The 24,975-nt window shown below is 53.8% G+C and carries 19 protein-coding genes and 3 tRNA genes; 4 read left to right on the top strand and 18 right to left on the bottom strand.

All coding sequences use genetic code 11. From position 1 onward, the window contains the following. Window positions 1-36 precede the first annotated feature (36 nt). The 14 genes from rlmB to nnr form a co-directional block, all read right to left on the bottom strand. Complete coding sequence (gene rlmB, locus J1779_RS03360) at window positions 37-780, bottom strand: 23S rRNA (guanosine(2251)-2'-O)-methyltransferase RlmB (RefSeq protein ID WP_056782476.1); 744 nt, start codon at window positions 778-780, stop codon at window positions 37-39. Window positions 781-911: 131 nt separating this feature from the next. Then, the gene (gene rnr, locus J1779_RS03355; RefSeq protein WP_056782477.1) at window positions 912-3,410 is read right to left on the bottom strand and encodes a ribonuclease R; all 2,499 of its coding nucleotides are present in this window, start codon (window positions 3,408-3,410) and stop codon (window positions 912-914) included. A 41-nt stretch (window positions 3,411-3,451) separates the two neighbouring features. After that, window positions 3,452-3,877: a nitric oxide-sensing transcriptional repressor NsrR gene (gene nsrR, locus J1779_RS03350; RefSeq protein WP_056782478.1), complete on the bottom strand. Its 426-nt coding sequence runs from the start codon at window positions 3,875-3,877 to the stop codon at window positions 3,452-3,454. A gap of 228 nt (window positions 3,878-4,105) precedes the next feature. Then, complete coding sequence (locus tag J1779_RS03345; RefSeq protein ID WP_056782479.1) at window positions 4,106-5,404, bottom strand: adenylosuccinate synthase; 1,299 nt, start codon at window positions 5,402-5,404, stop codon at window positions 4,106-4,108. Between the two features lie 144 nt (window positions 5,405-5,548). Next, window positions 5,549-5,749: a DUF2065 domain-containing protein gene (locus tag J1779_RS03340; RefSeq protein WP_056782480.1), complete on the bottom strand. Its 201-nt coding sequence runs from the start codon at window positions 5,747-5,749 to the stop codon at window positions 5,549-5,551. Between the two features lie 95 nt (window positions 5,750-5,844). Beyond that, entirely contained in the window at window positions 5,845-6,843 is a 999-nt protein-coding gene (hflC, locus tag J1779_RS03335) for a protease modulator HflC (protein WP_056782481.1), read from the bottom strand. 2 nt (window positions 6,844-6,845) lie between these two features. Then, window positions 6,846-8,135, bottom strand: a complete 1,290-nt coding sequence (gene hflK, locus J1779_RS03330; protein WP_217202876.1) for an FtsH protease activity modulator HflK — start codon at window positions 8,133-8,135, stop codon at window positions 6,846-6,848. A gap of 33 nt (window positions 8,136-8,168) precedes the next feature. Next, entirely contained in the window at window positions 8,169-9,473 is a 1,305-nt protein-coding gene (hflX, locus tag J1779_RS03325; RefSeq protein ID WP_056782483.1) for a ribosome rescue GTPase HflX, read from the bottom strand. A 98-nt stretch (window positions 9,474-9,571) separates the two neighbouring features. After that, on the bottom strand, window positions 9,572-9,883 hold the full coding sequence (gene hfq, locus J1779_RS03320) for an RNA chaperone Hfq (RefSeq protein ID WP_056782484.1): 312 nt from the start codon (window positions 9,881-9,883) through the stop codon (window positions 9,572-9,574). 114 nt (window positions 9,884-9,997) lie between these two features. Next, entirely contained in the window at window positions 9,998-10,939 is a 942-nt protein-coding gene (gene miaA, locus J1779_RS03315; RefSeq protein ID WP_122096291.1) for a tRNA (adenosine(37)-N6)-dimethylallyltransferase MiaA, read from the bottom strand. Further along, window positions 10,932-12,851 carry a DNA mismatch repair endonuclease MutL gene (gene mutL, locus J1779_RS03310; RefSeq protein ID WP_217202875.1) on the bottom strand — a complete coding sequence of 640 codons (1,920 nt, stop codon included), beginning with the start codon at window positions 12,849-12,851 and terminating at the stop codon, window positions 10,932-10,934. Before mutL ends, miaA begins: the two co-directional genes overlap by 8 nt. Before the next feature lie 36 nt (window positions 12,852-12,887). Continuing rightward, window positions 12,888-14,648 carry an N-acetylmuramoyl-L-alanine amidase AmiB gene (amiB, locus tag J1779_RS03305; RefSeq protein ID WP_122096293.1) on the bottom strand — a complete coding sequence of 587 codons (1,761 nt, stop codon included), beginning with the start codon at window positions 14,646-14,648 and terminating at the stop codon, window positions 12,888-12,890. A 7-nt stretch (window positions 14,649-14,655) separates the two neighbouring features. Further along, window positions 14,656-15,123: a tRNA (adenosine(37)-N6)-threonylcarbamoyltransferase complex ATPase subunit type 1 TsaE gene (tsaE, locus tag J1779_RS03300; RefSeq protein ID WP_056782488.1), complete on the bottom strand. Its 468-nt coding sequence runs from the start codon at window positions 15,121-15,123 to the stop codon at window positions 14,656-14,658. A gap of 10 nt (window positions 15,124-15,133) precedes the next feature. Continuing rightward, a complete protein-coding gene (nnr, locus tag J1779_RS03295) occupies window positions 15,134-16,648 on the bottom strand; it encodes a bifunctional ADP-dependent NAD(P)H-hydrate dehydratase/NAD(P)H-hydrate epimerase (protein ID WP_217202874.1) in 1,515 nt (504 codons plus the stop codon). On the opposite strand from nnr, the gene queG reads away from it, so the two are divergent. Next, the gene (gene queG, locus J1779_RS03290; RefSeq protein WP_217202873.1) at window positions 16,647-17,804 is read left to right on the top strand and encodes a tRNA epoxyqueuosine(34) reductase QueG; all 1,158 of its coding nucleotides are present in this window, start codon (window positions 16,647-16,649) and stop codon (window positions 17,802-17,804) included. The two genes, nnr and queG, sit on opposite strands and share 2 nt — an antisense overlap. Window positions 17,805-18,117: 313 nt before the next feature. Here queG and J1779_RS03285 read toward each other — a convergent pair. From J1779_RS03285 to orn, 4 genes are all read right to left on the bottom strand, one after another. Next, window positions 18,118-18,193, bottom strand: a tRNA-Gly gene (locus tag J1779_RS03285). 50 nt (window positions 18,194-18,243) lie between these two features. After that, window positions 18,244-18,319: transfer RNA gene (locus J1779_RS03280), tRNA-Gly, on the bottom strand. Between the two features lie 59 nt (window positions 18,320-18,378). Further along, a tRNA-Gly gene (locus J1779_RS03275) sits at window positions 18,379-18,454 on the bottom strand. Window positions 18,455-18,648: 194 nt separating this feature from the next. Further along, on the bottom strand, window positions 18,649-19,194 hold the full coding sequence (orn, locus tag J1779_RS03270) for an oligoribonuclease (protein ID WP_056782491.1): 546 nt from the start codon (window positions 19,192-19,194) through the stop codon (window positions 18,649-18,651). A 124-nt stretch (window positions 19,195-19,318) separates the two neighbouring features. Here orn and rsgA point away from each other — a divergent pair, with 124 nt between their 5' ends. From rsgA to mscM, 3 genes are all read left to right on the top strand, one after another. Further along, window positions 19,319-20,356 carry a small ribosomal subunit biogenesis GTPase RsgA gene (rsgA, locus tag J1779_RS03265; protein WP_056782492.1) on the top strand — a complete coding sequence of 346 codons (1,038 nt, stop codon included), beginning with the start codon at window positions 19,319-19,321 and terminating at the stop codon, window positions 20,354-20,356. Window positions 20,357-20,557: 201 nt separating this feature from the next. Continuing rightward, window positions 20,558-21,538: an archaetidylserine decarboxylase gene (gene asd / locus J1779_RS03260; RefSeq protein WP_217202872.1), complete on the top strand. Its 981-nt coding sequence runs from the start codon at window positions 20,558-20,560 to the stop codon at window positions 21,536-21,538. Between the two features lie 46 nt (window positions 21,539-21,584). Further along, window positions 21,585-24,953: a miniconductance mechanosensitive channel MscM gene (gene mscM / locus J1779_RS03255; protein ID WP_217202871.1), complete on the top strand. Its 3,369-nt coding sequence runs from the start codon at window positions 21,585-21,587 to the stop codon at window positions 24,951-24,953. The last annotated feature ends 22 nt before the right edge of the window (window positions 24,954-24,975 follow it).

Genomic DNA, 24,975 nt, shown 5'->3' with positions numbered 1-24,975 from the left:
AGGCTCCCGTTGAAGACACAGCTAAAGAAACTGAAATCAGCTCTTCTTCAGACCGCGCTGGCGCACGGCTTCGAACAGACATACGCCGGTCGCCACAGAGACGTTCAGTGAAGACACGCTGCCCGCCATCGGAATACTGATCAGCTCATCGCAATGTTCACGGGTCAGACGGCGCATACCTTCGCCTTCTGCACCCATCACCAGCGCCATCGGGCCGGTCATTTTGCTCTGATACAGGTCGTGATCGGCTTCACCGGCGGTACCGACGATCCAGACATTGTGCTCCTGTAAAACGCGCAGCGTGCGCGCCAGGTTGGTCACGTTGATCAACGGCACGTTTTCAGCCGCACCGCTGGCGACTTTTTTGGCGGTCGCGTTCAGTTTGGCAGAACGGTCACGGGGAACGATCACCGCGTGAACACCGGCCGCATCTGCGGTACGCAGACATGCACCGAGGTTATGCGGATCAGTCACGCCGTCCAGGACCAGCAGGAACGGGGATTCGAGGCTTTCCAGCAGCGCTGGCAGGTCGTTTTCCTGATACTGACGGCCTTCACGGACGCGGGCGATAATCCCCTGGTGTACGGCACCCTCGGATTTTTCATCCAGCCACTGACGGTTCGCGACCTGAATAACAATCCCGCTGGCTTCCAGTTCGTCGATCAGCGGTTTCAGACGTTTATCATCGCGGCCTTTCAGAATGAAAACTTCCAGAAAGCGTTGCGGATCGTTGTCGAGTAAAGCTTTAACGGAATGAATACCGTAGATAATTTCGCTCATGATGCTCTTTAAAATAGACTTGCGGACAGCATGCTGTCCGCAATTTAACGAAGGATTGCGGGCGATTCTATCATCGACTGAAAAAAGCATCAGTGAATAAATGACCGCCCGTTAGTGCAGACGCGTGACCGTCAGCTTTGCGCCGGTTTTTTCTTCGCGCGCTTGGCTTTGGTCGCGGAAGCGATTTTCTGCGTCTGGTCAGACGGCTTTTTAGCTTTCTTCGGCTTGCCGTCTTTACCGACTGCGCTCACCGCTTTTTCTTTCTTCGGCTTAGCAGGCTTCGCATCGTCTTTACGGAACGCGCTGTCCGGCTCGAAGTTAGCGCCTTTCTTGCCTGTGCGACGACGTCCTGCATTGGCGGGCGCCGTGGAACGCATGGAGCGCTCCCCTCCGTTTTTCGCGCGATCGCGTGCGGTTTTGCCTTCACCACGCGCTTTGCGGGTGCTGGAAACCAGAGCGAAGTCGATTTTACGCTCGTCCATATGCACGGCTTCAACACGAATTTCAACCGTATCACCCAGGCGGTAAACCGCGCCGGAAGATTCGCCCACCAGACGCTGTCCGATGTTGTCGTAACGGTAATAATCGTTGTCCAGTGAGGAGACGTGTACCAGACCGTCGATGAACAGATCGTTCAGACGCACGAAGAAACCAAAACCGGTCACGCTGGCGATGGTGCCGGTAAAGACTTCACCGACGTGATCCTGCATAAAGTCGCATTTCAGCCAGTCAGCCACGTTGCGGGTGGCTTCGTCGGCGCGGCGTTCTGCCATCGAACAATGCTCGCCCAGCTGCAACATGTCTTCATAATCACTGTGCCAGCCGCCGGTTGGCGTCCAGCGTTCTTTCAGCGTGCCGTGCTCTTTCGCCAGCAGATATTTGATTGCGCGATGCAATGCCAGATCCGGATAACGTCGGATTGGCGACGTAAAGTGGCCGTATGACGCCAGCGCCAGACCGAAGTGACCCCGGTTTTCCGGATCGTAAATCGCCTGTTTCATGGAACGCAGCAGCATAGTTTGCAGCATTTCGCGGTCAGGACGATCCGCCAGTTCATCCATAATCTGGGCATAATCTTTCGGCTCAGGCTTGAGGCCGCCACCCATCACCAGACCCAGTTCACCCAGCACGCTTCGCAGCGCGGAGATGTGATCATCGCTTGGACGGTCATGAACACGGAACAGCGCGGGTTCGTTATGTTTTTCAACAAAACGCGCCGCCGCGATGTTAGCGAGGATCATGCACTCTTCGATCAGTTTGTGTGCGTCGTTACGCACGGTGGGCTCAACACGTTCGATACGGCGTTCGGCGTTGAAAATGAACTTCGCCTCTTCGGTTTCGAAGGCGATACCGCCACGCTCGGCACGCGCCTGATCGAGCATTTTGTACATGGTATGCAGTTCTTGCAGATGTTTGACCAGCGGCGAATATTGCTCACGCAGCTCTTGGTCACCATCAATGATGCGCCAGACTTTGTTGTACGTCAGACGGGCGTGAGAACTCATCACCGCTTCATAGAATTTAGAACTGGTCAGCTTGCCCTGCGCGGAGATAGTCATCTCACAGACCATACACAGACGGTCCACTTGCGGGTTCAGGGAACACAGGCCGTTAGACAGCACTTCCGGCAGCATCGGGACAACCTGCGACGGGAAATACACAGACGTTGCGCGGCTGCGTGCTTCATCGTCCAGCGCAGTGCCGTGGCGGACGTAATAACTGACGTCAGCAATCGCTACCCAGAGACGCCAGCCGCCACCACGTTTTTTCTCACAGTACACGGCGTCATCGAAATCGCGGGCATCTTCACCATCGATGGTGACCAGCGGCAGACTGCGTAAATCCACGCGGCCTTTTTTCGCTTCTTCCGGCACCTGTTCACTCAGATCTTCGACCTGTTTCAGAACCTGCGGCGGCCAGACGTGCGGAATTTCATGGGTGCGCAGTGCGATATCCACCGCCATGCTGGTACCCATTTTATCGCCCAGCACTTCGACGATTTTACCGACCGCTTTGGTACGGCGGGTCGGACGCTGAGTCAGCTCGACCACGACCATATATCCCATGCGCGCACCATTGATGGCGTCGGACGGGATCAAAATATCGAAGCTCAGACGGCTGTCGTCGGGGACGACAAAACCGGCGCCGGCATCAGTAAAGTAACGGCCAACGATCTGGCTCATTTTCGGCACCAGCACACGCACGATGCGCGCTTCGCGGCGGCCTTTACGGTCGGTGCCGACCGGCTGTGCCAGTACCACGTCGCCGTGGATGCACATTTTCATTTGTTCAGCAGACAGGTAGACGTCATCTTTCTTCACGCCTTCAAGACGCAGGAATCCGTAGCCGTCGCGATGACCGATGACCGTGCCTTTCAGCAAATCCAGGCGTTCAGGCAGTGCGTAACACTGGCGGCGCGTAAAGACCAGCTGACCATCACGCTCCATGGCGCGCAGTCGACGGCGCAAGGCTTCCAGCGCCTCTTCACCAGACAGATTCAGTTCGTTACCGATTTCTTCCCGGCTGGCTGGTGTTTCACGTTTCGCGAGGTGTTCCAGAATAAATTCACGGCTGGGAATAGGTGAGTCGTATTTTTCTGCTTCTCGTTCCAGGAATGGATCTTGTGACATAGCGGTTCCTCCGTTGCCATCAGCAGTTTGTTGAGAGTCTTTCATTCAACAAGCAATAATTTATAGAGCGGCGAGTTATCTTTGACCATATCGGCCAGAGTGTACTGATTCAGCTCATCAAGAAAATGTTCTACAGCAGTGTGCAGGACTTGTTTTAGCCGGCATGCGGGCGTGATGTGGCAAAAGTCACTGTCACAGTTGACCAGTGAAAGCGGCTCGAGTTCGCGAACCACATCGCCAATGCGGATTGTTTGTGCCGGTTTACCCAGCTTTATGCCACCGTTCTTGCCGCGAACGGCGGTGACCAGGCCTGCGCGGCTTAACTGATTAATGATTTTCACCATGTGGTTTCGCGACACACCGTAAACATCGGTAACCTGCGAGATATTGGTCATCTGATCGTCAGGCAACGACGCCATATAAATCAACGCTCTCAAACCATAATCAGTAAAACTCGTTAACTGCACACATACCTCTGGGTAGTTTTTTACCCGCTCTTCCCGCGTCGACCGAGACGAAGGGAAAAATTGATTTTTTTAAGAAAGCACAATGATGATAAACCAGCCTGCAAGTTTGCGGCTAATCATTTAAATAGTGGATGCTTTATGGGAAGTAAACAAGCGCAGACAGGCAGAAAAAAATAAACCGGGCAAATTTGCCCGGTTATGACGTTTTTACATACTCAGCTCGCGCTGTTATGCATCAAACGGGTCACGCAGAATCATGGTTTCGCTACGGTCAGGGCCTGTTGAAATGATATCAACTGGCACTTCGGTCAGCTCTTCGATGCGTTTGATGTAGTTAAGTGCCGCTTGTGGCAGTTTATCTACTTGTTTCACACCAAAGGTCGTTTCGGTCCAGCCTGGCATGATTTCGTAAATTGGCTCGATACCTTCCCAGCCTTCTGCTGCCAGCGGAGTGGTGGTCATTTCGCGGCCATCAGGCATACGGTAACCGATACACAGCTTCACTTCTTTCAGACCGTCCAGCACGTCCAGTTTGGTCAGACAGAAACCAGACAGGGAGTTAATCTGCACAGAACGACGCACAGCCACGATGTCCAGCCAGCCGCAACGACGGCTACGACCCGTGGTCGCGCCAAACTCGTTACCTTGCTTACGCAGGAACTCGCCCGTTTCATCGAACAGTTCAGTCGGGAACGGACCTGCACCCACGCGGGTGGAATAGGCTTTTACGATACCCAGTACATAATCGACATAACGTGGACCAATACCAGAACCGGTAGCGACGCCGCCTGCGGTGGTGTTGGAAGAGGTTACGTACGGATAAGTCCCGTGGTCGATGTCCAGAAGCGTGCCTTGCGCGCCTTCAAACATGATCAGATCGCCACGCTTACGCGCGCCATCCAGCAGCTCAGACACGTCAACGACCATTGCGGTCAGGATGTCGGCGATAGCCATGACATCGTCTAACGTTTTCTGGAAATCAACGGCTTCTACTTTGTAGTAGTTGACCAGCTGGAAGTTATGATAATCGATGATTTCTTTCAGCTTGATAGCGAAAGTTTCTTTGTTGAAGAGATCACCTACGCGCAGACCGCGACGGGCAACTTTATCTTCATAAGCAGGACCGATGCCGCGACCGGTGGTACCGATAGCTTTATCGCCACGCGCTTTTTCGCGCGCCATGTCTAATGCGACATGGTAAGGCAAGATCAGCGGGCAGGCTTCAGAGAGTAACAGACGTTCGCGTACAGGGATGCCACGAGCTTCAAGTTCGCCCATTTCTTTCATTAAGGCGTCAGGCGCCAGAACAACACCGTTACCGATGATGCTGGTGACATTTTCACGCAGAATGCCAGAAGGAATTAAATGAAGAACGGTTTTTTCACCGTTGATAACCAGAGTGTGACCGGCGTTGTGACCGCCCTGATAGCGCACAACATATTTAGCCCGTTCAGTAAGCAGGTCTACGACCTTGCCTTTCCCTTCATCACCCCATTGAGTGCCGAGTACGACGACGTTCTTACCCATCTCAAGAATCACCAGGTTGCTTAAAAAAGGATTCTAACATCTCATTCTGTGCTTTCCAGTACTTTTAGCACACGTTTGCGGGAAAAATTTCAATTGCGTGCTACTCGTCTCTGCCAGACGTGACACGCGGGATGTAACAAAAGCTCAGCCACCCAGACGACCACGCAACATGTAGTAAATTACGAAGCCGGCAACCACAAGTGCCCCTCCAAAACGGCGTAAAACCGGGTCCGGAAGATTTGCCAGAGCCAGGATCATTTTTCTCCATGATTTTGGATAAATCATCGGCCCCAGGCCTTCAAGAACTAAAACTAATGCCAGCGCCAGCAAAATAGTGGAATTCATGGTCAGTGTTTCTCTGTGCTTCCCCTGATTAAAAACAGCAGGGTTTTAGAAAAGACAAAAGGCCCCGCAGGGCCTTTTGGAAATTGCATCAGCAATTATTTATTTTTTTCAGGTGACTTCATGAAACGGAAGAAATCGCTGTCAGGGCTTAACACCATGACATCATTACCGCTCTTGAAGCTGGCCTCGTAAGCACGCAGGCTACGAATGAATGCATAGAAGTCAGGATCCTGGCTGAATGCATCAGCAAACAGTTTCGCCGCTTCAGCATCGCCTTCACCGCGGGTAATACGTGCAGTACGTTCCGCTTCTGCAACAGTACGGGTTCTTTCGTAATCCGCCGCAGCCTGAATCTTGGTGGCTTCTTCTTTACCCTGAGAGATGTGACGCAATGCAACCGCATTACGCTCAGCACGCATACGATCGTAAATCGCGCTGGACACTTCTTCCGGCAAGTTGATCTGTTTCAGACGCACATCGACCACTTCAATACCCAGCGCGGCCATGCTGTTCGGGTTCACCGCAGGCTGTTTGCCTTTGGTTTCCTGCTCAACACGTTTTGCTGCAGACGCGATAGCATCATCGGCTTCTGTGGTCGCTTCAGGCTCATCGCCGACGCTACCGGTGTTCAGGGCATCACGCACATCCATCGTCAGACGACCACGGGAATCGGTCACGATGTCTTTCACATCAAGACGACCGATTTCTGAACGCAGACGGTCACTGAATTTACGTTTCAGCAGAATTTCAGCCTGAGAGACGTCACCGCCGCCCGTAGCCAGATAGTAACGGCTGAAATCGCTGATACGCCATTTCAGGTAAGAATCGACGATTAAGTCTTTCTTCTCGCTGGTAACGAAACGGTCAGCCTGGTTATCCATGGTCTGAATACGTGCGTCGAGCATTTTAATGGATTCCACGAAAGGAACTTTAAAATGCAGGCCCGGCGCATACACCAGAGGTTTGTTATCGTTGTCACGCAGGACTTTGCCGAAACGCAGCACGATGCCACGCTGGCCTTCCTGAACGACGAACAGTGAAGCATAAAGCGCCACCAGCACCACAACGACGATAAGTAAAATGGACTTACGCATTGTTATTCTCTCCCTACGCGAAGTGTATCGTCACGTTGTGCATTCACACGACGCTGATCCATGACACTGCCAGACGAACGGGAACTGCTGTTATCGGCACTGCTTTTGCCATTATTGCCAGTTAAACCCGGAACGGAAGGCAACAAACCTGTTTCGTCACTCTTGGTATCATTGGCGGCTGGATTAGTGCCACGCAGCATTTGATCAAGAGGTAACACCATCAGGTTGTTCCCTTTGTCACTCACCAGAACTTTACGGGTGTGACTGAGAACTTTTTCCATTGTCTCGATATACAGACGCTCGCGGGTAATTTCCGGCGCGGCTTTATATTCAGGCAACAGTTTTGCAAAGCGGGCAACTTCACCCTGCGCTTCAAGCACGGTACGGTCTTTATAAGCTTTCGCGTCTTCAAGCAGGCGCTGTGCTTCACCGTTTGCCAGAGGCTGGATTTGGTTAGCGTAAGCTTCTGCTTCACGAATAGACTGTTGTTCCCTTTCACGGGCAGCAATCGCGTTATCGAAGGAGGCTTTGACTTCTTCAGGCGGACGCGCCGTCTGGAAGTTGACGTCCTGAATGGTAATACCCATTTTGTAAGGACGAATGGTTTCTTCCAGTACGCGTTGGGTGTCACTACGCACGGTGGTACGGCCTTCAGTCAGGATTTTATCCATCGTGTATTTACCGATAACACCACGCAATGCGCTGTCCGTTGCCTGGCTCAGGCTGTCGTCAGGGTTGGCGACGCTGAACAGATAGGCTTCAGGGTCGGTCACGCGGTACTGTACGTTCATCTCGACACGCACCACGTTTTCATCAGACGTCAGCATCACGCCAGACGCGGCCAGTTCACGTACCGATTCTACGTTCACTGCGCGGACCTGATCGATGAAGGTTGGCTTCCAGTTCAGGCCCGGTTCAACCAGATGGCTGAACTTACCAAAACGGGTGACCACGCCACGCTCGGCTTCTTTAATGGTATAGAAGCCAGTTGCAGCCCAGATAACCACTACCGCGGCGACCGCGATGCCAGCTATCCGGCTACCACTCATTCCGTGACCGGAACCCGATGGCGTGCCGTTGTTATTGTTGTTGCCTGAACCTTTTCCACCGAAACCGCCCAGCTTTTTGCTGAGTTTACGGAAGATATCATCCAGGTCAGGTGGCCCCTGATTTCGGCCGCCTTTGTTGTCATTATTACCACCAGAATTTCCACCAGAGTTGCCGCTATTATTATTGCTGCTGCCCCAGGGGTCGCGGTCCTGTCCGTTATTACCGGGCTGATTCCACGCCATGTTATAGCTCCATTATTCTATGATTGGTGTTCTTCAGGACAAATCAGACAGACTCTGGTTGCGGATATAGCTGGCCAGTTCCTGCTCTTGTTTGCAGAGGCGGTGCCAGTCAACAATGGGCATTCGCACCATAAGACCAAAACTACCATCCTCTTCAATCCATTCTTTTTCTATCGCCTGAAGCTGGTAAAAACGGCTACGAAGGCGTCCTGCTTCCGGCGGCAGGCACAATTCATGCTGCGCGATTTCGCCAGAGAGTCGCTCCGTTAATGCCTGAAAGAGCAACGGAATACCTTCCCCGGTCACGGCTGATAGCCACACCCTGATCGGCAAATTCTCCTCGTTGCGATCGATACGCGGAACAAAATCATCCAGCATATCTATTTTGTTCATCACTAACAGCGCAGGAATTTCATCTGCTTCGATCTCTGCCAGCACCGTATTCACCGCGTCAATATTTTCCTGAACGCGGATGTCCGCTGCATCGATGACATGTAATAACAGAGATGCCTGTTGGGTTTCCTGCAATGTTGCTTTAAAGGCGGCAACTAAATCATGGGGCAGGTGACGAATAAACCCTACGGTGTCCGCCAAAACTGTTTCCCCGACATCTGCAACCATAATGCGTCGCAGCGTAGGATCCAGCGTAGCAAACAACTGATTGGCCACGTAAACATCGGCCTGAGTGATACGGTTAAAGAGTGTGGATTTTCCGGCGTTGGTATACCCCACCAAAGACACCGTTGGAATATCCGCACGGACGCGCGAACGACGACCTGTTTCACGCTGCTTAGCCACTTTCTCAAGACGGCTGAGGATCAGGGTAATTCTGTCACGCAGTAAACGGCGGTCAGTTTCGAGCTGGGTTTCACCCGGGCCACGTGCCCCGATGCCTCCCCCCTGACGCTCAAGGTGTGTCCAGCCACGAACCAGTCGGGTAGCAATGTGGCGTAATTGCGCCAGTTCTACTTGTAACTTACCTTCGTGTGTTCGTGCCCGCTGGGCAAAGATATCTAAAATCAATCCTGTGCGGTCGACAACGCGACATTCGCATAATGCTTCCAGGTTACGTTCCTGGGCAGGAGATAACGAGTGATCAAAGAGAATAACAGAAGCGCCCGTTGCTTTGACTGCGTCTGCAATTTCCTGGGCTTTTCCTTCACCGACAAAGTATTTTGGGTGCGGTGCCTTACGGCTCCCGGTGACGACTTGCAGCGCCTCTACACCGGCAGAAGAAACCAGCGATTCGAATTCGCTCAGGTCTTCCGTGTCTTTGTCTTGCGAGAAATAGATATGAACCAGAACGGCCTGTTCGCCGCCTTCATAACGGTCAAACAAGCTTGCGACCTCTCATTTGGATTAAATTCGACAGCCGGGGGTGCATAAGCATAATCGGAATACTTATGAACCCCTTCGTGGTTGACCAACGTTGCGCTTTATTCAGCGTCATCGTTTTCCTGCTGCGGCTGTTGCTGCGCAGACGGAGTACTGCCTTGATGATAGTTGTTGGTGCTGCCCGTACCTGGATTATTGCTATGATGTGACACCGGGCGGGAAGGCACTACGGTGGAGATAGCGTGTTTATACACCATCTGGCTTACCGTATTTTTTAACAGAATGACAAACTGGTCAAAAGACTCAATCTGGCCTTGCAGCTTAATACCATTCACCAAGTAAATAGAAACCGGAACACGTTCACGACGCAATGCGTTCAGGAACGGATCTTGCAAAGATTGCCCCTTAGCCATTCTATCTTTTCCTTATTAGTTTGTTGTTTGTAACTTTGAGCCTATCGGCTCGAAAATAAATCACATAAAAAATTTGCGCGCTGAGTACTGATCAATTGTACACAATCACCCAACCTATGCACTAACAACCTGAATTACACGGCTTAAGGCATCGTCCGGCTTTTCGGAATCCAGCCATTCGACGTTATCCCACCCTCGTAACCAGGTCATCTGACGTTTGGCCAGCTGTCGTGTCGCGCAAACACCACGATAAACCATTTCATCGTAATCGAATTCACCAGATAAATAGGACCACATCTGGCGATAGCCGACACAGCGAATGGAAGGCAAATCCGTATGCAAATCGCCCCGAGCTAACAGCGTTCTGACTTCGTCTTCAAAACCATTGGACAACATCTGACTAAAACGTTCCTCAATCCGCGAATGTAATAATTCACGGCGCGTTGGAGCAATCGCAAACTGGTGAACGCGGTAGGGCAACGTTTCACCCGAAATTTTAGTCAGTTCCGTTAAAGTTTTACCCGAAATATAAAAAACTTCCAGTGCTCTGGACAGTCTCTGCGGATCATTCGGATGAATTCGCATAGCGGCAACCGGATCAATCTCGCTTAATTGATCGTGTAACGCGTTCCAGCCCTGCTCTTCCGCCTGCTTTTCAATGCGCTCACGCACCGCGGCATCGGCCTGCGGTAAAGGTGACAACCCTTCGAGCAACGCCTTGAAATAAAGCATAGTCCCACCCACCAATAACGGGATCTTATTGCGTGCAGTTATTTCTGCCATTTCGCGCAAAGCGTCAGCTCGAAAATCTGCCGCCGAATAGGCCTGGGTAGGATCAAGGATATCAATCAGACGATGGGGAGCATCCGCCAGCTCTTCCGCTGTGGGTTTGGCAGTACCGATGTCCATTCCGCGATAGATAAGTGCGGAATCGACACTGATCAGTTCAACCGGAAGATGTTTCATCAGCGACATCGCCAGTGCGGTTTTACCGGATGCGGTCGGCCCCATAATAAAGATCGCCGGGGGAGCGGAGTGTTTTTCAGAATCAGTCATGCTTAAAAGCCGCCAGCGCGGGCTGTAAATCAAGAGGTTGCAGAAGTCCGGACGGAGGTGATTTCACCAACTGCGGGCAAAGACGCTCAACATCCGTGAGTAATTGTATGGCTTGGGAAATGGTCCAGACCTCGTGCTCGCAGCCACAGTGGCGGGCAAACCACATAGCTACCGCATCAGAAGTCACCTCCTGCTGAACAGCAAGGTAATCTAACAGGTCGGGTATCAACTTTTGTAAATTTTGTTGGCGTAATGGTAAAGGTACTGCGCGTACCGTCACACGCTGCGACTCACTGAACATTTCTAAACCAAAATGCTGTAAAAGCGGCTGATTTTTTGCAAGCACGGCAATTTCATCTTTGCTGACTGTCAGCTTCAGCGGAATCAAAAGGGGTTGCGGACGCAACCCTTCATCAGGTGGCGTCATCTGTGCCCATTTAAGCCAGCGATCGGCGACAGGTAACGCCAGCATCACCAGTTGTTTGCCTCTTTCGAGCAACGCATATTCTGCCGCACACACCGTCAGGACACGCCCGAAACTTTGGCTATGGGATTCCAGAGCCGGTTCAGCGAGTGTACGAGCCGCGGGCGCTACCGGCTTAGCGGCCTGTGCCGCGTCGGGCGCAGGCTCCTGCAAGGAGAATACGTCGGATGAAGGCTGCAACAACCGTTGATAGGCTTTACCTTCTGAGCGGTTATATGCCGGTTCATTGCTGTGGCTAATGGGTTCGCGGGGATGGCTGGCACGGGACGTTTCAGGAAATACGTTCTCACGCGCTGCTGGCTTTTCACGCTGCGAGTTCGCCGGTTTTTCTGCGGGTTGTGAGAAATGATTACCGCCGGCGGCCTGACGATTCTCCGGTTGCCAGCGCGGTGCGTCTTCCTGGGTCTGCTGTTGTGCCAGAACAGGATTACCGGCCTGTTGTAAAACCGACATCACAGCCTGATAGATAAAATCGTGCACCAGCCGGGACTGATGGAACCGCACTTCGTGTTTGGCCGGATGCACATTCACATCGACCTGATGCGGATCGACATCCAGATACAGCACATACGCAGGCTGCTGATCGTCTTTTAACTGATCCTGGTATGCCTGACGGATCGCATGATTAATCAGGCGATCTTTCATCATGCGGTTGTTCACATAACAATATTGCATATCGGTGAGACTGCGCGATCCGGCTGGATCGGCAACCCAGCCACGGATCCCCAAATCACCGTGAGTCCATTCGACTTCCAGTGCATGTTCAACAAACGTCGGGCTGCAAATGCTGGCCAGACGCCGCGATGACTGGGAGGGATCTTTCACTGCGCGGTACTGCCGGATGAGTTTGCCGTTGTGACTCAGATTGACGGAAACGTCAAAACGCGCCAGTGCGATCCGGCGGACGACTTCATCAATATGGGTAAATTCGGTTTTCTCGGTGCGCATAAACTTGCGTCGGGCGGGCGTGTTATAAAACAGATCCAGCACTTCGACGGTCGAGCCCTGCGGATGCGCCGCCGGTTTCACCGTCACCGCCATATCGCGCCCTTCCGCGTAAGCCTGCCAGGCTTCACTTTGATCTGCGGTGCGTGAGGTCAGAATCAGACGTGAAACAGAGCTGATACTCGCCAGCGCTTCGCCACGAAATCCGAGGCTGAGAATCGCTTCCAGATCGTCGAGACAGGTAATTTTGCTGGTGGCGTGACGCGCCAGCGCCAGCGCTAAATCATCTTTACCGATTCCGCAGCCGTTATCGCGAATACGGATGAGCTTGGCGCCACCGCGATCAATATCGATATCAATGCGCGTGGCTCCGGCATCAAGGCTATTTTCCACCAGCTCTTTCACCACAGAAGCCGGCCTTTCGACAACTTCACCCGCGGCTATCTGATTAGCCAGTTGCGGGGGCAGTACCTTGATCGGCATAGCGGCTCCTATGGAAAGCGGTCTGTCAGACCGCCGTTAAGACTGTGGAATAGTTAAGGTTTGGCCGAGCTGTACCTCGCCAGACTTCATGTGGTTCGCCGTTTTAATTTCCGTCATGCTGACACCGTATTTGCTGGCAATCGCCGACAGCGTATCGCCGCGTTTGACGGTATGTTTCGACGGTTTTTTCGTGGCTTTCGCCGTCGAGGCCGACGCGCCGGTGACAGAGGATGTGCGGGTACCTGCGGGAACTTTCAATCGCTGGCCGACCCAGACACCGTCTTTTTTCAGTTTGTTGAGATCGCGCAGCGCCGCATTGGTCGTACCGTAACTGTTCGCAATCCCCGTCAGGGTTTCGCCACGGGTCACTTTGTGGATCTGCGTGGCACCGGCTGCACCGGCCGTCACTTCAATCGGGCCCGGCTGATTACTGGTCTTTGCGCTACTGTCTACCGCCGCTGCTGATGAGGCCAGCAGCGGACGGTTTTCGACCTTTGGGCCGTTTTGTATCGGATGCGACTGGAAATAATTACGCAGACCGACGTGAATGGCCCTCGCAATTTTATCCTGGTACGCGCTGCTGCCCAGCAGCCGCTCCTCAGTTGAGTTACTGATAAAGCCGGTTTCCACCAGCAGGGAAGGAATATCCGGCGAACGCAACACCCCTAAACTGGCGTGCTCCGGTTTCGCTTTATGCAACGAACCGACGCTGCGCAGTTCGCGCAATACGCGGGTGGCGACGTCATAGCCGACGCGTTGTGAATGGCCGAATTGCAAATCCAGCACGGCCTGACTCAGATACGGGTCAGAGGCGGTATTCGCCAGCACATCCCCCGCACCGCCCAGCAGTTCGGATTGTTTCTCGTGCTGCTCGAGCCAGTTACCCATTTCACTGTTGGCGCGACGGTTAGACAGCACCCAGACGGATGCCCCGCGCGCACTGCGGCTTGGCGCAGCATCGGCGTGAATAGACACCAGCACGTTGGCATTTTTCTTACGCGCCACATCAGAACGCCCCATCACGGAAATAAAGTAATCCCCGTCGCGGGTTAATACCGGCTGGAACATCGGGTCAGCATTCAAAATCGCCTGTAATTTACGGGCAATCGCGATGGTCACGTTTTTCTCTTTCAGGCCACCCGCGCCGATAGCGCCCGGATCCTGCCCGCCGTGTCCGGCATCTATGGCGACAATGATTTTGCTGTCGCTGGTGGAAATCGTGGAAGAACGCGAGTTGTCTGACGCCACGGCCGTCGAAGCAACCGTGGTTTTATCATTGGTAAACGGATTTGATTTCGCGGAAGGCGTGACTATTCTGCCTGCGTTTGGCGAAGGCGTGTTCGTTGCCACGGTAACCGGCGCACTCTGGCGTGCCGGAGCCGACGCATTCATGGTCAGCACCACCGTGTACTGGCTGCCATCTTTCTGTTTAGTGGCGTTGGTTCTGACCTTTTGATTCAGTTCAAACACCAGACGCTGACTTTGCGCGTTCGGCGGGGTACTGGCGCGCACGCGCGTCACCAGATTCTGTCCGTTAAAGGTCAGCGGTAAACCTTTCATCACGCCATCCTGACGGATATCCATCACCACGCGTTCAGGATTATGCAGCGGGAAAAAGGAATAATCAGGTGAACCGTCAAAGGTAATGGTGACGGTAGATTGCGATGGGCCGTTTGAAACATTGATGTTTTTCATGCCGGCCGCAAAAACGGCGGACGACGTCAGTCCGGCAAAAAGCATCAGCGCCGATAAAAACATCGTCGCTGTAGAAAAGAGAGAAGTGATACGTGAATTCATCGCGTGATCATCCTTGCTGTTGAACACGATGCAGCAAATTTATGCCAGATTCAGAAACGGCCACCAGCGTCGCCGTACGCCCCTGAGGCTGATAGTCCAGCGTCAGTTCGATATCAGGTTCAGGCAACACGCCCTCACCTTTTTGCGGCCACTCGACCAGACAGATGGCGTCTTGCGCGAAATAATCGCGAATGCCCATAAACTCGAGCTCTTCCGGGTCGGCAAGACGGTATAAATCAAAGTGATACACCGCGATATTTTCCAGCTGATAGGGCTCGACCAAGGTGTAAGTCGGGCTTTTCACATTACCCTGATGCCCTAATGCCTGAAGAAAACCCCGGCTAAAGGTGGTTTTACCGGCACCCAGATCGCCATAGAGATGGATAACCGTTGAGCCCTCGCAAGCTTTCGCCAGTGAAGCACCTAGTTGCAGCGTCGCCGCTTCGTCGGGTAATGAGATATTAAGTTGATTCATTCAGTGATATCTATTTCTTCAGGTCTGGATTAACTAACGGGGCAATCACCGCTAAAAGATCAGTCGCCAGCATACCGCGCGTTCCCTGCTGCCGGGCGATTTCGTCTGCGGCAGCGCCGTGAACCACCGTTCCTGCGCAGGCCGCATCAAATATATTCAGTTTTTGAGCGAGCAGGCCGCCGATAATACCAGAAAGCACGTCGCCCATACCGCCTGATGCCATACCGGCATTTCCTACATCGGCAATGGCCATCTCACCCTGCGCCGTGGCAATCAGTGTGCCGGCGCCTTTAAGCACCACCACGCCACCGTATTGCTCAACCAGTTTCCTGGCAGAAAGTAAGCGGTCACTCTCAATTTCCTTCACGGTACAACCGAGCAGACGGCTGGCTTCACCAGGATGAGGCGTCAACACCCGATTTTGCCGTTTCTCCGGTGTGATTGCCAGCAGGTTCAGCGCATCGGCGTCCCATAAGGCCGGTTTCTGACATTTTGCCACCCGCTCCAGCGCCTGTTTACCCCAGGCTTTCTGTCCGAGCCCCGGCCCAATCACCACCACGTCGGCCCATTCAAGCGCTTCATCGAGCGACTTCGCGCTAAGTTCCTGCACCATCAGTTCAGGTCTGGCGGTCAGTAAGGGGCCTGCGTGTTCTTTGTGAGTAAGCACTCGCACCAATCCGGCTCCGGCACGCAGCGCGGCTTCCGACGCCATGCGGATCGCGCCCGCAAAGCTGGTATCCCCGCCAATCACCACCAAACGCCCGTGATCGCCTTTATGAGAACACGGGCGTCGCGGGTGCAACCAGGTGCTTAATTGCAACGCATCAAGCCGTTGTAACACTGGACGATGTCCGGCCAGCCAGCTTTCCAGCCCCAGGGCATCGCAGTGTAATTTGCCGGTGTAATCGCGCGCCTGCCCGGTCAGTAAACCCGGCTTCAGGGCAATGAAACTGATCGTGTGCGTGGCCACTGCTGCTTTGCCCGCGGCCTGGCCGGTTTGCGCATTCAGACCCGAAGGAATATCCAGAGAGATGACAGGCAATGACGACGCGTTGATAGCATCAATCAACGTGTCATAAGGGGCGCGCGGCGCGGAGGATAAACCGGTACCGAGCAGGCCATCAATAATCAGATCGGCGTCGTGCGGCCAGGCAGAGTCCGCCGGGTGAACCATGCCGCCACTTTTCAGCCAGCCCTGACGCGCGGTTTCCGCTTCGTCAGGCAAGGGCTTACCGCCTTCGACGGCCAGCAGCGTCACGTGTATACCCGCGTTTTTCGCCAGACTCGCCATTTCAAAACCGTCGCCACCGTTATTTCCGTGGCCGCATAAAATCAGCCAGTGTCGCGATTGCGGAAACTCACGCTGAGCAAGCGAAAAAGCCGCGCGTGCAGCACGCTGCATCAGCGAAAACAGAGAAATCCCCGTTTCCTGCGCGGCGTGACCTTCATTCTGACGCAGCCAGTCAGCAGAAAAGACGGAATGTGGTAAACTCGCCTCGTTTCGTTTTTCACGTTGGTTCGTCATGACACTCCCTCTCGATCTCGTTCAACTGGCTCAACATATCAAGCAATGGGGCCAATCGCTAGGCTTCCAGCAGGTTGGCATCTGCGATACAGACTTATCTGCAGAAGAGCCCAGACTGCAGGACTGGCTTGATAAACAATATCATGGCGAGATGGACTGGATGGCGCGCCACGGCATGTTGCGCGCCCGTCCACATGAACTGCTGCCCGGTACGTTGCGGGTGATCAGCGTGCGCATGAACTATTTGCCTGCCAACGCTGCCTTTGCCAAAACCCTTAATAACCCGCAACTCGGCTACGTCAGCCGTTATGCGCTGGGCCGTGACTATCACAAAGTGCTTCGTCAGCGCCTGAAAAAGCTTGGCGACATGATTCAGACCTACTGCACGGAACAACAATCTGATCATCAGGTGGTATTCCGGCCATTTGTCGATTCTGCTCCGGTGATGGAACGCCCTCTGGCTGCGAAAGCCGGACTGGGCTGGGTTGGTAAACACTCACTTATTTTAAACCGGGAATCCGGTTCCTGGTTTTTCCTCGGCGAACTGCTGATTGATTTGCCCCTGCCCGTTGATCAGCCGCAGGAAGAGAAGTGTGGAAAGTGCGTCGCCTGCATCACCACCTGCCCGACCGGCGCCATTGTCGCGCCTTATACCATTGACGCCCGTCGCTGTATTTCCTATCTGACCATCGAGCTGGAAGGCGCGATACCGGAGGAATTCCGGCCAATGATGGGCAACCGCATCTATGGCTGTGACGACTGCCAGCTGATTTGTCCGTGGAACCGTTATTCGCAGCTGACGGATGAAGAGGATTTCAGCCCGCGCGCCGCGCTGCATGCGCCGGAACTGATAGCGCTGTTCGCCTGGACGGAAGAGAAATTTTTGCGCATTACCGAAGGCTCACCCATCCGCCGCATTGGCCACCTGCGCTGGCTGCGTAATATTTCTGTGGCGCTGGGCAATGCGCCGTACTCGGAAGAGGTGTTGAATGCGTTGCAGTCACGGGCAGGCGAAAATGTGTTGCTCGATGAACATATCGAGTGGGCCATCCGGCAACAAGTGGAAAGAAGAAGTGAACATGGGGTCGAAGTGCAAACATCCCAGCAGAAACGACTGATCCGCGCGGTGGAAAAAGGTTTGCCGCGAGATGCATAACGCGTCGTGAAGCGCTCAGATTAAAAAGCCAGATTTTCTGTGCATAAAAATAAAAATGCTTTGCCAATCAAGTGCAAAAAAAAGAGCAAGTGATCACCATAACGTTTCGTCATAAATTTATTTTGTTTTAAAACAAGTGATTACAAATTGGCAATATGGAGGGTGCAAAAAACAGACAGTTTAAAAAAACAGCTAAACCTGTGGATAAGTCTGTTTAAAACATTACTACAAATCGTGTAAGGATCGTATTAATCACGCACGAATTATGCATGGGGGAACTGACAGGAAATGATTGTGTACTGAAGAAGAAAATTGGAGCGGGAAACGAGACTCGAACTCGCGACCCCGACCTTGGCAAGGTCGTGCTCTACCAACTGAGCTATTCCCGCTTTGAGATGCTAGGTGCATCGGCTGTAAACTTACAGCATTTGAAATTTTTTGGAGCGGGAAACGAGACTCGAACTCGCGACCCCGACCTTGGCAAGGTCGTGCTCTACCAACTGAGCTATTCCCGCGTCGCATGGCACTGCATTTTTTACGTCTTAACTCTTTAAATCTTCACAACTTAAAAATTTGGAGCGGGAAACGAGACTCGAACTCGCGACCCCGACCTTGGCAAGGTCGTGCTCTACCAACTGAGCTATTCCCGCTCTGCGCACTCAACGAAATTCTTCATCGGTACGGGGTGCGCATTATACGAGAAATCCTTTTAGCCGCAACCCCCTGAAAGCAAAAAAATGAATTTTTCGTTCAAGTGCCGATTAAACCATCAAAGCGGCGATTTAAGCGGCGAAACCCGGCGATTTTGTGTTCCGCGGCGCAATAAAAAAGATTTCAGGTATTTTTAGAGATTAATAAAATGTTCGCGGTAATACGCCAGTTCAGCCACGGATTCACGAATATCATCCAGAGCCTGGTGGGTATTTTGCTTTTTAAAGCCGCCCAGTATTTCCGGTTTCCAGCGACGCGCCAACTCTTTCAGCGTGCTGACATCCAGATAACGGTAATGGAAATAGGATTCCAGCTCCGGCATGTACTTAAACAGGAAACGGCGATCCTGCCCGACGCTGTTGCCACAAATAGGCGATTTGCCTTCCGGCACCCACTCGCGCAGGAACTCAATGGTTTTCAGCTGTGCTGCATTGTCATCAAACGGGCTGGCTTTCACGCGGTCAACCAGACCGCTGCCGGTGTGCGTACGCACGTTCCAGTCATCCATCAGCGCCAGTTGCGCATCAGACTGATGCACAGCCATCACCGGGCCTTCGGCCAAAATGTTTAAATGAGCGTCGGTCACCAGCGTGGCGATTTCAATAATACGGTCACGTTCAGGATCCAGACCGGTCATTTCGAGGTCGATCCAGATTAAGTTCGAGTCATTAGCAGCCATGATGTGTCCTGTTAAAGTAGAGAGTTGACGGAGATCTCCGTCATTCGGGCAATTAATATAAAATAGCTGGTATCATAGTCGTTTTGGTCGCACCGAGCGATTAAAGCCAGTTAAGTGAGGCGCAGTGACTAAATCAAAACTGTCTAAAGGGCAACAACGTCGCGTTCAGACTAACCACCAGCGTCGTCTGACTCAGACCGACAAACGCAAAGAGCTGGACGATTCTCTGCACGGCGAACCGCAGGACGGCATTGTCATCAGCCGTTTCGGGATGCATGCGGACGTTGAAGCGGCCGACGGCAGCCAGCACCGTTGCAATATCCGCCGTACCATTCGTTCTCTGGTCACCGGTGACCGCGTTGTATGGCGCGCCGGCGAGAACACCAGCGTAAAAGGTATCGTTGAAGCAGTGCATGAACGCACATCCGTGCTGACCCGCCCAGATTTCTACGACGGCGTGAAACCAATCGCCGCCAACATTGACCAGATCGTCATTGTCTCCGCCATCTTGCCAGAGCTGTCGCTGAACATCATCGACCGCTATCTGGTGGCGTGCGAAACCGTTGAAGTTGAGCCGCTGATTGTGCTCAATAAAATCGATCTGCTTGACGACGAAGGCCGTAAGTTCGTCGAAGGTATGATGGATATCTACCGCAGAATTAACTACCGCGTACTCGAAGTCTCCAGCCAGACCGGTGAAGGCATGCCTGCATTTGAAACCGCACTGACCGACCGCATCAGCATTTTCGCCGGTCAGTCAGGTGTGGGGAAATCCAGCCTGCTGAACGCCTTACTGCCGCCGGAAGAGAAACAGATCGTGGTGAATGAAGTGTCAGACAACTCCGGTCTGGGCCAGCACACCACCACCGCGGCGCGCCTGTACCACTTCCAGCGCGGCGGCGACGTCATCGACTCCCCCGGCGTACGTGAATTCGGCTTGTGGCACCTTGCGCCAGAGCAGATCACTCAGGGGTTCGTCGAATTCCGTCCTTTCCTCGGCTACTGCAAATTCCGCGACTGCAAACATGGCAGCGATCCGGGCTGTGCCATCCGTGATGCCGTAGACCGTGGCGACATCGCTGAAGAGCGTTTCGACAACTACCATCGTATTCTGGAAAGTATGGAAGACGTAAAAACGCGTAAAAACTTCGACGCACTTTAACGTTAACCCGTTGAGTTCATGAGCAAATCAGAAACGAGTGAGATTAACGGAAGTTGAACCGTTGATTTCTCATCGTTACAATCGGCGTCGATTAACAGGCTCCTGCGCAATCATACAATGTGTGACCGTCCCGCTGATGGACGGTCCCCTGCAAAATGGCCGGTCATGCCGGCCATTCATACCATCCAAGAGGTTTTTCCCGTGCTGGACAGTATCAAAATCAAACTTCAATACTTACTTCCTAAACAAGGTCTGACCCGTCTGGCGGGCTGGGGCGCGGAAAAACGTGCAGCCACGCTGACCCATTGGGTCATTAAAGCCTTTGCGCGCTTTTACAGCGTGGACATGAAAGAAGCACAAAATCCGGATATCAAATCTTACGCGACGTTCAATGAATTCTTTGTTCGCCCACTGCGTGACGGCGCGCGCCCTGTTGTCAGTGGTCTGGACATGCTCTGCCTGCCTGCCGACGGGGCAGTCAGCCAGTTGGGTGCGATCACTGATGGCAAGCTGTTCCAGGCAAAAGGCCATTTTTACAGTCTCGAAGCGTTGCTGGCGGGAAATTATCAGCTGGCCGAGAAGTTCCAGGGGGGTCAGTTCGCCACAATCTATCTTGCACCCCGCGATTACCACCGCGTGCATATGCCGTGCAACGGCGTTCTGCGCGAAATGATTTATGTGCCGGGCGATTTGTTCTCAGTGAACCCGCTGACCGCCGCCAACGTCCCTAACCTGTTCGCCCGTAATGAACGCGTCATCAGCGTGTTCGATACTGAATTTGGTCCGATGGTGCAGATTTTGGTCGGTGCGACCATTGTCGGCAGCATCGAAACCGTGTGGGCGGGCTGCGTTACGCCACCGCGCGAAGGCATCATCAAGCGCTGGACCTACCCTGCTGCCGGTGAAGAAGGCGCCATCGCGCTTGAAAAAGGCCAGGAAATGGGCCGCTTCAAACTGGGCTCCACCGTGATTAACCTGTTTACCGCCAGTCAGATTCGCTTCATGCCGAACCTGAGCAACGGTACCGTAACCCGCATGGGCGAACCTTTCGCCGAAGCGCTGCGTGCATCCGCAGTAGTGCCTGAAGCGCCTGAAGTAACTGAAATACCTGAAGTTACTGAAGTCCCTGAAGTACCTGCAGGTGTGGCAACGGCTGAACCGCAAGTCCCTAAAGACTTCTGATTTCGCCCTGAACTGACGAAAAGAACTGAAAAAAGGATGTGACCGAGTGCGCCTGATCCCCGCCTTGCTGATGAGTTTACTGCTGTCTCTGCCGCTCATGGCAGGTGCCGCACCGACTGAAGATCAGCTCAAACAGGAACTGAAACAGGCGGAAGCCAATAAAGAAATGGCCAACCAGGCGCAGGTTGTTGAGGCGCTGCAAAGTGCCCTCAACTGGCTGAATGAGGCGAAAGTCTCTGCCGGGCGCACGGCGGAATATCAAAAAGTCATCGATGACTTTCCTAAACTGACGCAGTCTTTGCGTCAGGAACTGCAAAATCAGCCCGAAAAGCCGCCCGCGATCAGCTCAGATTTATCCAGCGCCGAGCTCGACCAGCAAATTCTGCAAATCAGCAGCCAGCAACTGGAAGAAACCCGCCAGCTCCGCCAGGAGCAGGATCGCTCCCGCGATATCAGCGACTCGCTCAGCCAAATCCCGCAGCAACAGTCGGAAGCGCGTAACGCGCTCGGCGACATCGATCAGCGGATCCAGTCAGCCACTGCGGCGGCCACATCGTCCATCCTCGCGCAAGCCCAGCTGAGTGCACTGCAGGCCGAATCTGCCGCACGCAAGGCGAAAGTGGATGAGCTTGAACTGGCACAGCTTTCTTCCAATAACCGGCAGGAACTGTCGCGGATGCGCGCCGATCTCTACAAGAAGCGCGCCGATTATCTCGATCAGCAATTGCAGGCTCTGCGCAATACGCTGAACAATCAGCGCCAGCGTGAAGCGGAACAGGCGCTTGAAAAAACCGAGCTGCTGGCGGAACAGAGCGGCGAACTGCCCCACTCCATCAGCCAGCAGTTGCAATCCAACCGTGAACTGTCGCTGGCGTTAAATCAGCAGGCGCAGCGGATGGATTTGATCTCCTCCCAGCAGCGTCAGGCCGCCGCGCAAACGCAGCAGGTGCGTCAGGCGATCAATACCATTCGCGAACAGGCACAGTGGCTGGGCGCATCCAATCTGTTAGGTGAAACGCTGCGGGCGCAGGTTTCCCGTCTGCCGGACATGCCAAAACCGCAACAGCTCGACCGCGACATGGGTCAGTTGCGCGTTCAGCGTCTGCACTATGAAGATTTACTCGATAAGCAAGCGGTTTACCGTCAGGGGCGTCAGGACGACGGCAAACCGCTGACGGCTGCGCAGCAAAAAATTCTCGACGCGCAGCTTCGCACCCAGCGCGATTTGCTCAATTCACTGCTCTCAGGCTGTGATACGCAGATTCTCGAACTGACCAAGCTGAAAGTCGCCAACAGCCAGCTGGTGGAAGCGCTGAATGACGTCCATGAGGCCGCGCACCGTTATCTGTTCTGGGTGGCCGACGTCAGCCCGGTCGGGCTTTCCTACCCTGTCATGCTGGCGCATGACGTGAAACGCCTGGTGTCGCTAGACTCCCTGAGCCAGCTCGGCGGCGCATCGATGATGATGGTCACCAGCAAAGAAACCCTGCTGCCGCTGTTTGGCGCACTGATTCTGGTCATTATCAGCATCAGTTCCCGTAAGCACTATTACGCCTTTCTGGCGCGTGCCAGCAGCAAAGTCGGCAAAGTCACGCAGGATCACTTCTCGCTGACAATGCGCACGGTATTCTGGTCGATTCTGGTGGCGATGCCGCTGCCGGTGCTGTGGGCGGCTCTGGGCTTCGGGCTACAAAGCGCCTGGCCATATCCGATTGCCGTGGCGATTGGCGATGGGGTGACCGCAACACTGCCGATTCTGTGGGCGTTCATGGTGAGCGCCGCGCTGGCGCATCCGCAGGGGTTGTTTGTCACCCACTTCGGCTGGCCGCAGCGCGCCGTTTCCCGCGCGCTGCGCTACTACGCGTTGTCTATCTGGGTGATAGTGCCGCTGATCATGGCGCTGATTACATTCGATAATCTCAATGACCGCGAATTCTCCAACACCCTGGGCCGTCTGTGCTTCGTCATTCTGTGTCTGGTGGTGGCGCTGGTCACTCACAGCCTGAAACGTGCGGGGATCCCGCTGTACCTTGATAAAAAAGGCAACAGCGAGAACATGCTTAACAATACGCTGTGGTGGATGCTGCTTGGCGCGCCGATAGTCGCGGCACTCGCCTCACTGATGGGCTTTCTCGCCACCTCACAGGCATTACTGGCACGTCTGGAAACCTCGGTCGCCATATGGTTTGTGCTGCTGGTGATTTATCACATCATCCGCCGCTGGATGCTGATTCAGCGACGCCGCATTGCCTTTGAACGCGCCAAACAGCGTCGGGCCGAAATGCTCAATCAGCGCGCCCGTGGCGAAGAAGACGCGAATCACGCCAACAGCAGTAACGAAGGTACGGTTGAAATTGAAGAGCCGGTCGTCGATCTGGATGCCATCTCCGCGCAGTCACTTCGTCTGGTGCGATCGCTGCTGACGCTTATCGCGCTGATCTCGGTGATCTTCCTGTGGTCGGAGATCCATTCGGCCTTCTCATTCCTGGAAAATATTCATCTCTGGCAGGTGGCGTCCACCGTTCAGGGCGTTGAGAGCATGCAGCCAATCACGCTGGGATCGGTGTTGATCGCGATTTTAGTGCTGATCATCACCACGCAGCTGGTGCGTAATTTACCGGCGCTGCTGGAACTGGCGCTGTTGCAACATCTGGATCTGACGCCGGGCACCGGTTACGCCGTACTGACCATCACCAAATATGTGTTACTGCTGATCGGCGGGCTGGTGGGCTTCTCGCTCATTGGCATCGAGTGGGCAAAACTGCAATGGTTAGTCGCCGCGCTGGGTGTGGGGCTTGGATTTGGTTTGCAGGAGATTTTCGCCAACTTTATTTCCGGCCTGATCATTTTGTTCGAGAAACCGATCCGTATCGGCGATACCGTGACGATCCGCAACCTGACGGGCAGCATCACTAAGATCAACACCCGTGCCACGACCATTGCCGACTGGGACCGTAAAGAGATTATCGTGCCGAACAAGGCCTTTATCACTGAGCAGTTCATCAACTGGTCGCTGTCGGATTCCGTGACGCGTGTGGTACTGACCGTACCGGCTCCTTCCGAAGCAAACAGTGAAGAAGTGACTGAAATCCTGCTCAACGCCGCGCACCGCTGCTCTTTGGTGCTCGACACGCCGGTGCCGGAAGCCTATCTGGTGGATTTGCAGCAGGGGATCCAGATTTTCGAATTGCGTATGCATGCCGCCGAAATGGCGCACCGTATGCCCCTGCGCCACGAAATTCATCAGCTAATTCTGGCCGGATTCCGCGAGCACGGCATTACGCTGCCCTTCCCGCCATTCCAGGTGCGAATGGAAACATTGCACCGCGCGCAAAATGGCAACAACGCGACCTTTACCAGCAGCAGCGGCAGTGGCCGCAGCGGTACAAGCTCGCGTTCGCCGGGCGATTTATAAACCTAAAAGGGCAGATTTCTCT

This window comes from Rahnella rivi, from assembly GCF_019049655.1.
GTDB lineage: Bacteria > Pseudomonadota > Gammaproteobacteria > Enterobacterales > Enterobacteriaceae > Rahnella > Rahnella rivi.
This window is presented reverse-complemented; position numbering and strand designations above follow the sequence as displayed.

What these genes read in the sequence shown, in the direction of transcription:
- rlmB (WP_056782476.1), bottom strand. Translation starts at nt 780, where the DNA reads ATGAGCGAAATTATCTACGGTATTCATTCCGTTAAAGCTTTACTCGAC.
- rnr (WP_056782477.1), bottom strand. Translation starts at nt 3,410, where the DNA reads ATGTCACAAGATCCATTCCTGGAACGAGAAGCAGAAAAATACGACTCA.
- J1779_RS03345 (WP_056782479.1), bottom strand. Translation starts at nt 5,404, where the DNA reads ATGGGTAAGAACGTCGTCGTACTCGGCACTCAATGGGGTGATGAAGGG.
- J1779_RS03340 (WP_056782480.1), bottom strand. Translation starts at nt 5,749, where the DNA reads ATGAATTCCACTATTTTGCTGGCGCTGGCATTAGTTTTAGTTCTTGAA.
- hflC (WP_056782481.1), bottom strand. Translation starts at nt 6,843, where the DNA reads ATGCGTAAGTCCATTTTACTTATCGTCGTTGTGGTGCTGGTGGCGCTT.
- hflK (WP_217202876.1), bottom strand. Translation starts at nt 8,135, where the DNA reads ATGGCGTGGAATCAGCCCGGTAATAACGGACAGGACCGCGACCCCTGG.
- hfq (WP_056782484.1), bottom strand. Translation starts at nt 9,883, where the DNA reads ATGGCTAAGGGGCAATCTTTGCAAGATCCGTTCCTGAACGCATTGCGT.
- miaA (WP_122096291.1), bottom strand. Translation starts at nt 10,939, where the DNA reads ATGACTGATTCTGAAAAACACTCCGCTCCCCCGGCGATCTTTATTATG.
- mutL (WP_217202875.1), bottom strand. Translation starts at nt 12,851, where the DNA reads ATGCCGATCAAGGTACTGCCCCCGCAACTGGCTAATCAGATAGCCGCG.
- amiB (WP_122096293.1), bottom strand. Translation starts at nt 14,648, where the DNA reads ATGAATTCACGTATCACTTCTCTCTTTTCTACAGCGACGATGTTTTTA.
- tsaE (WP_056782488.1), bottom strand. Translation starts at nt 15,123, where the DNA reads ATGAATCAACTTAATATCTCATTACCCGACGAAGCGGCGACGCTGCAA.
- queG (WP_217202873.1), top strand. Translation starts at nt 16,647, where the DNA reads ATGACACTCCCTCTCGATCTCGTTCAACTGGCTCAACATATCAAGCAA.
- nnr (WP_217202874.1), bottom strand. Translation starts at nt 16,648, where the DNA reads ATGACGAACCAACGTGAAAAACGAAACGAGGCGAGTTTACCACATTCC.
- orn (WP_056782491.1), bottom strand. Translation starts at nt 19,194, where the DNA reads ATGGCTGCTAATGACTCGAACTTAATCTGGATCGACCTCGAAATGACC.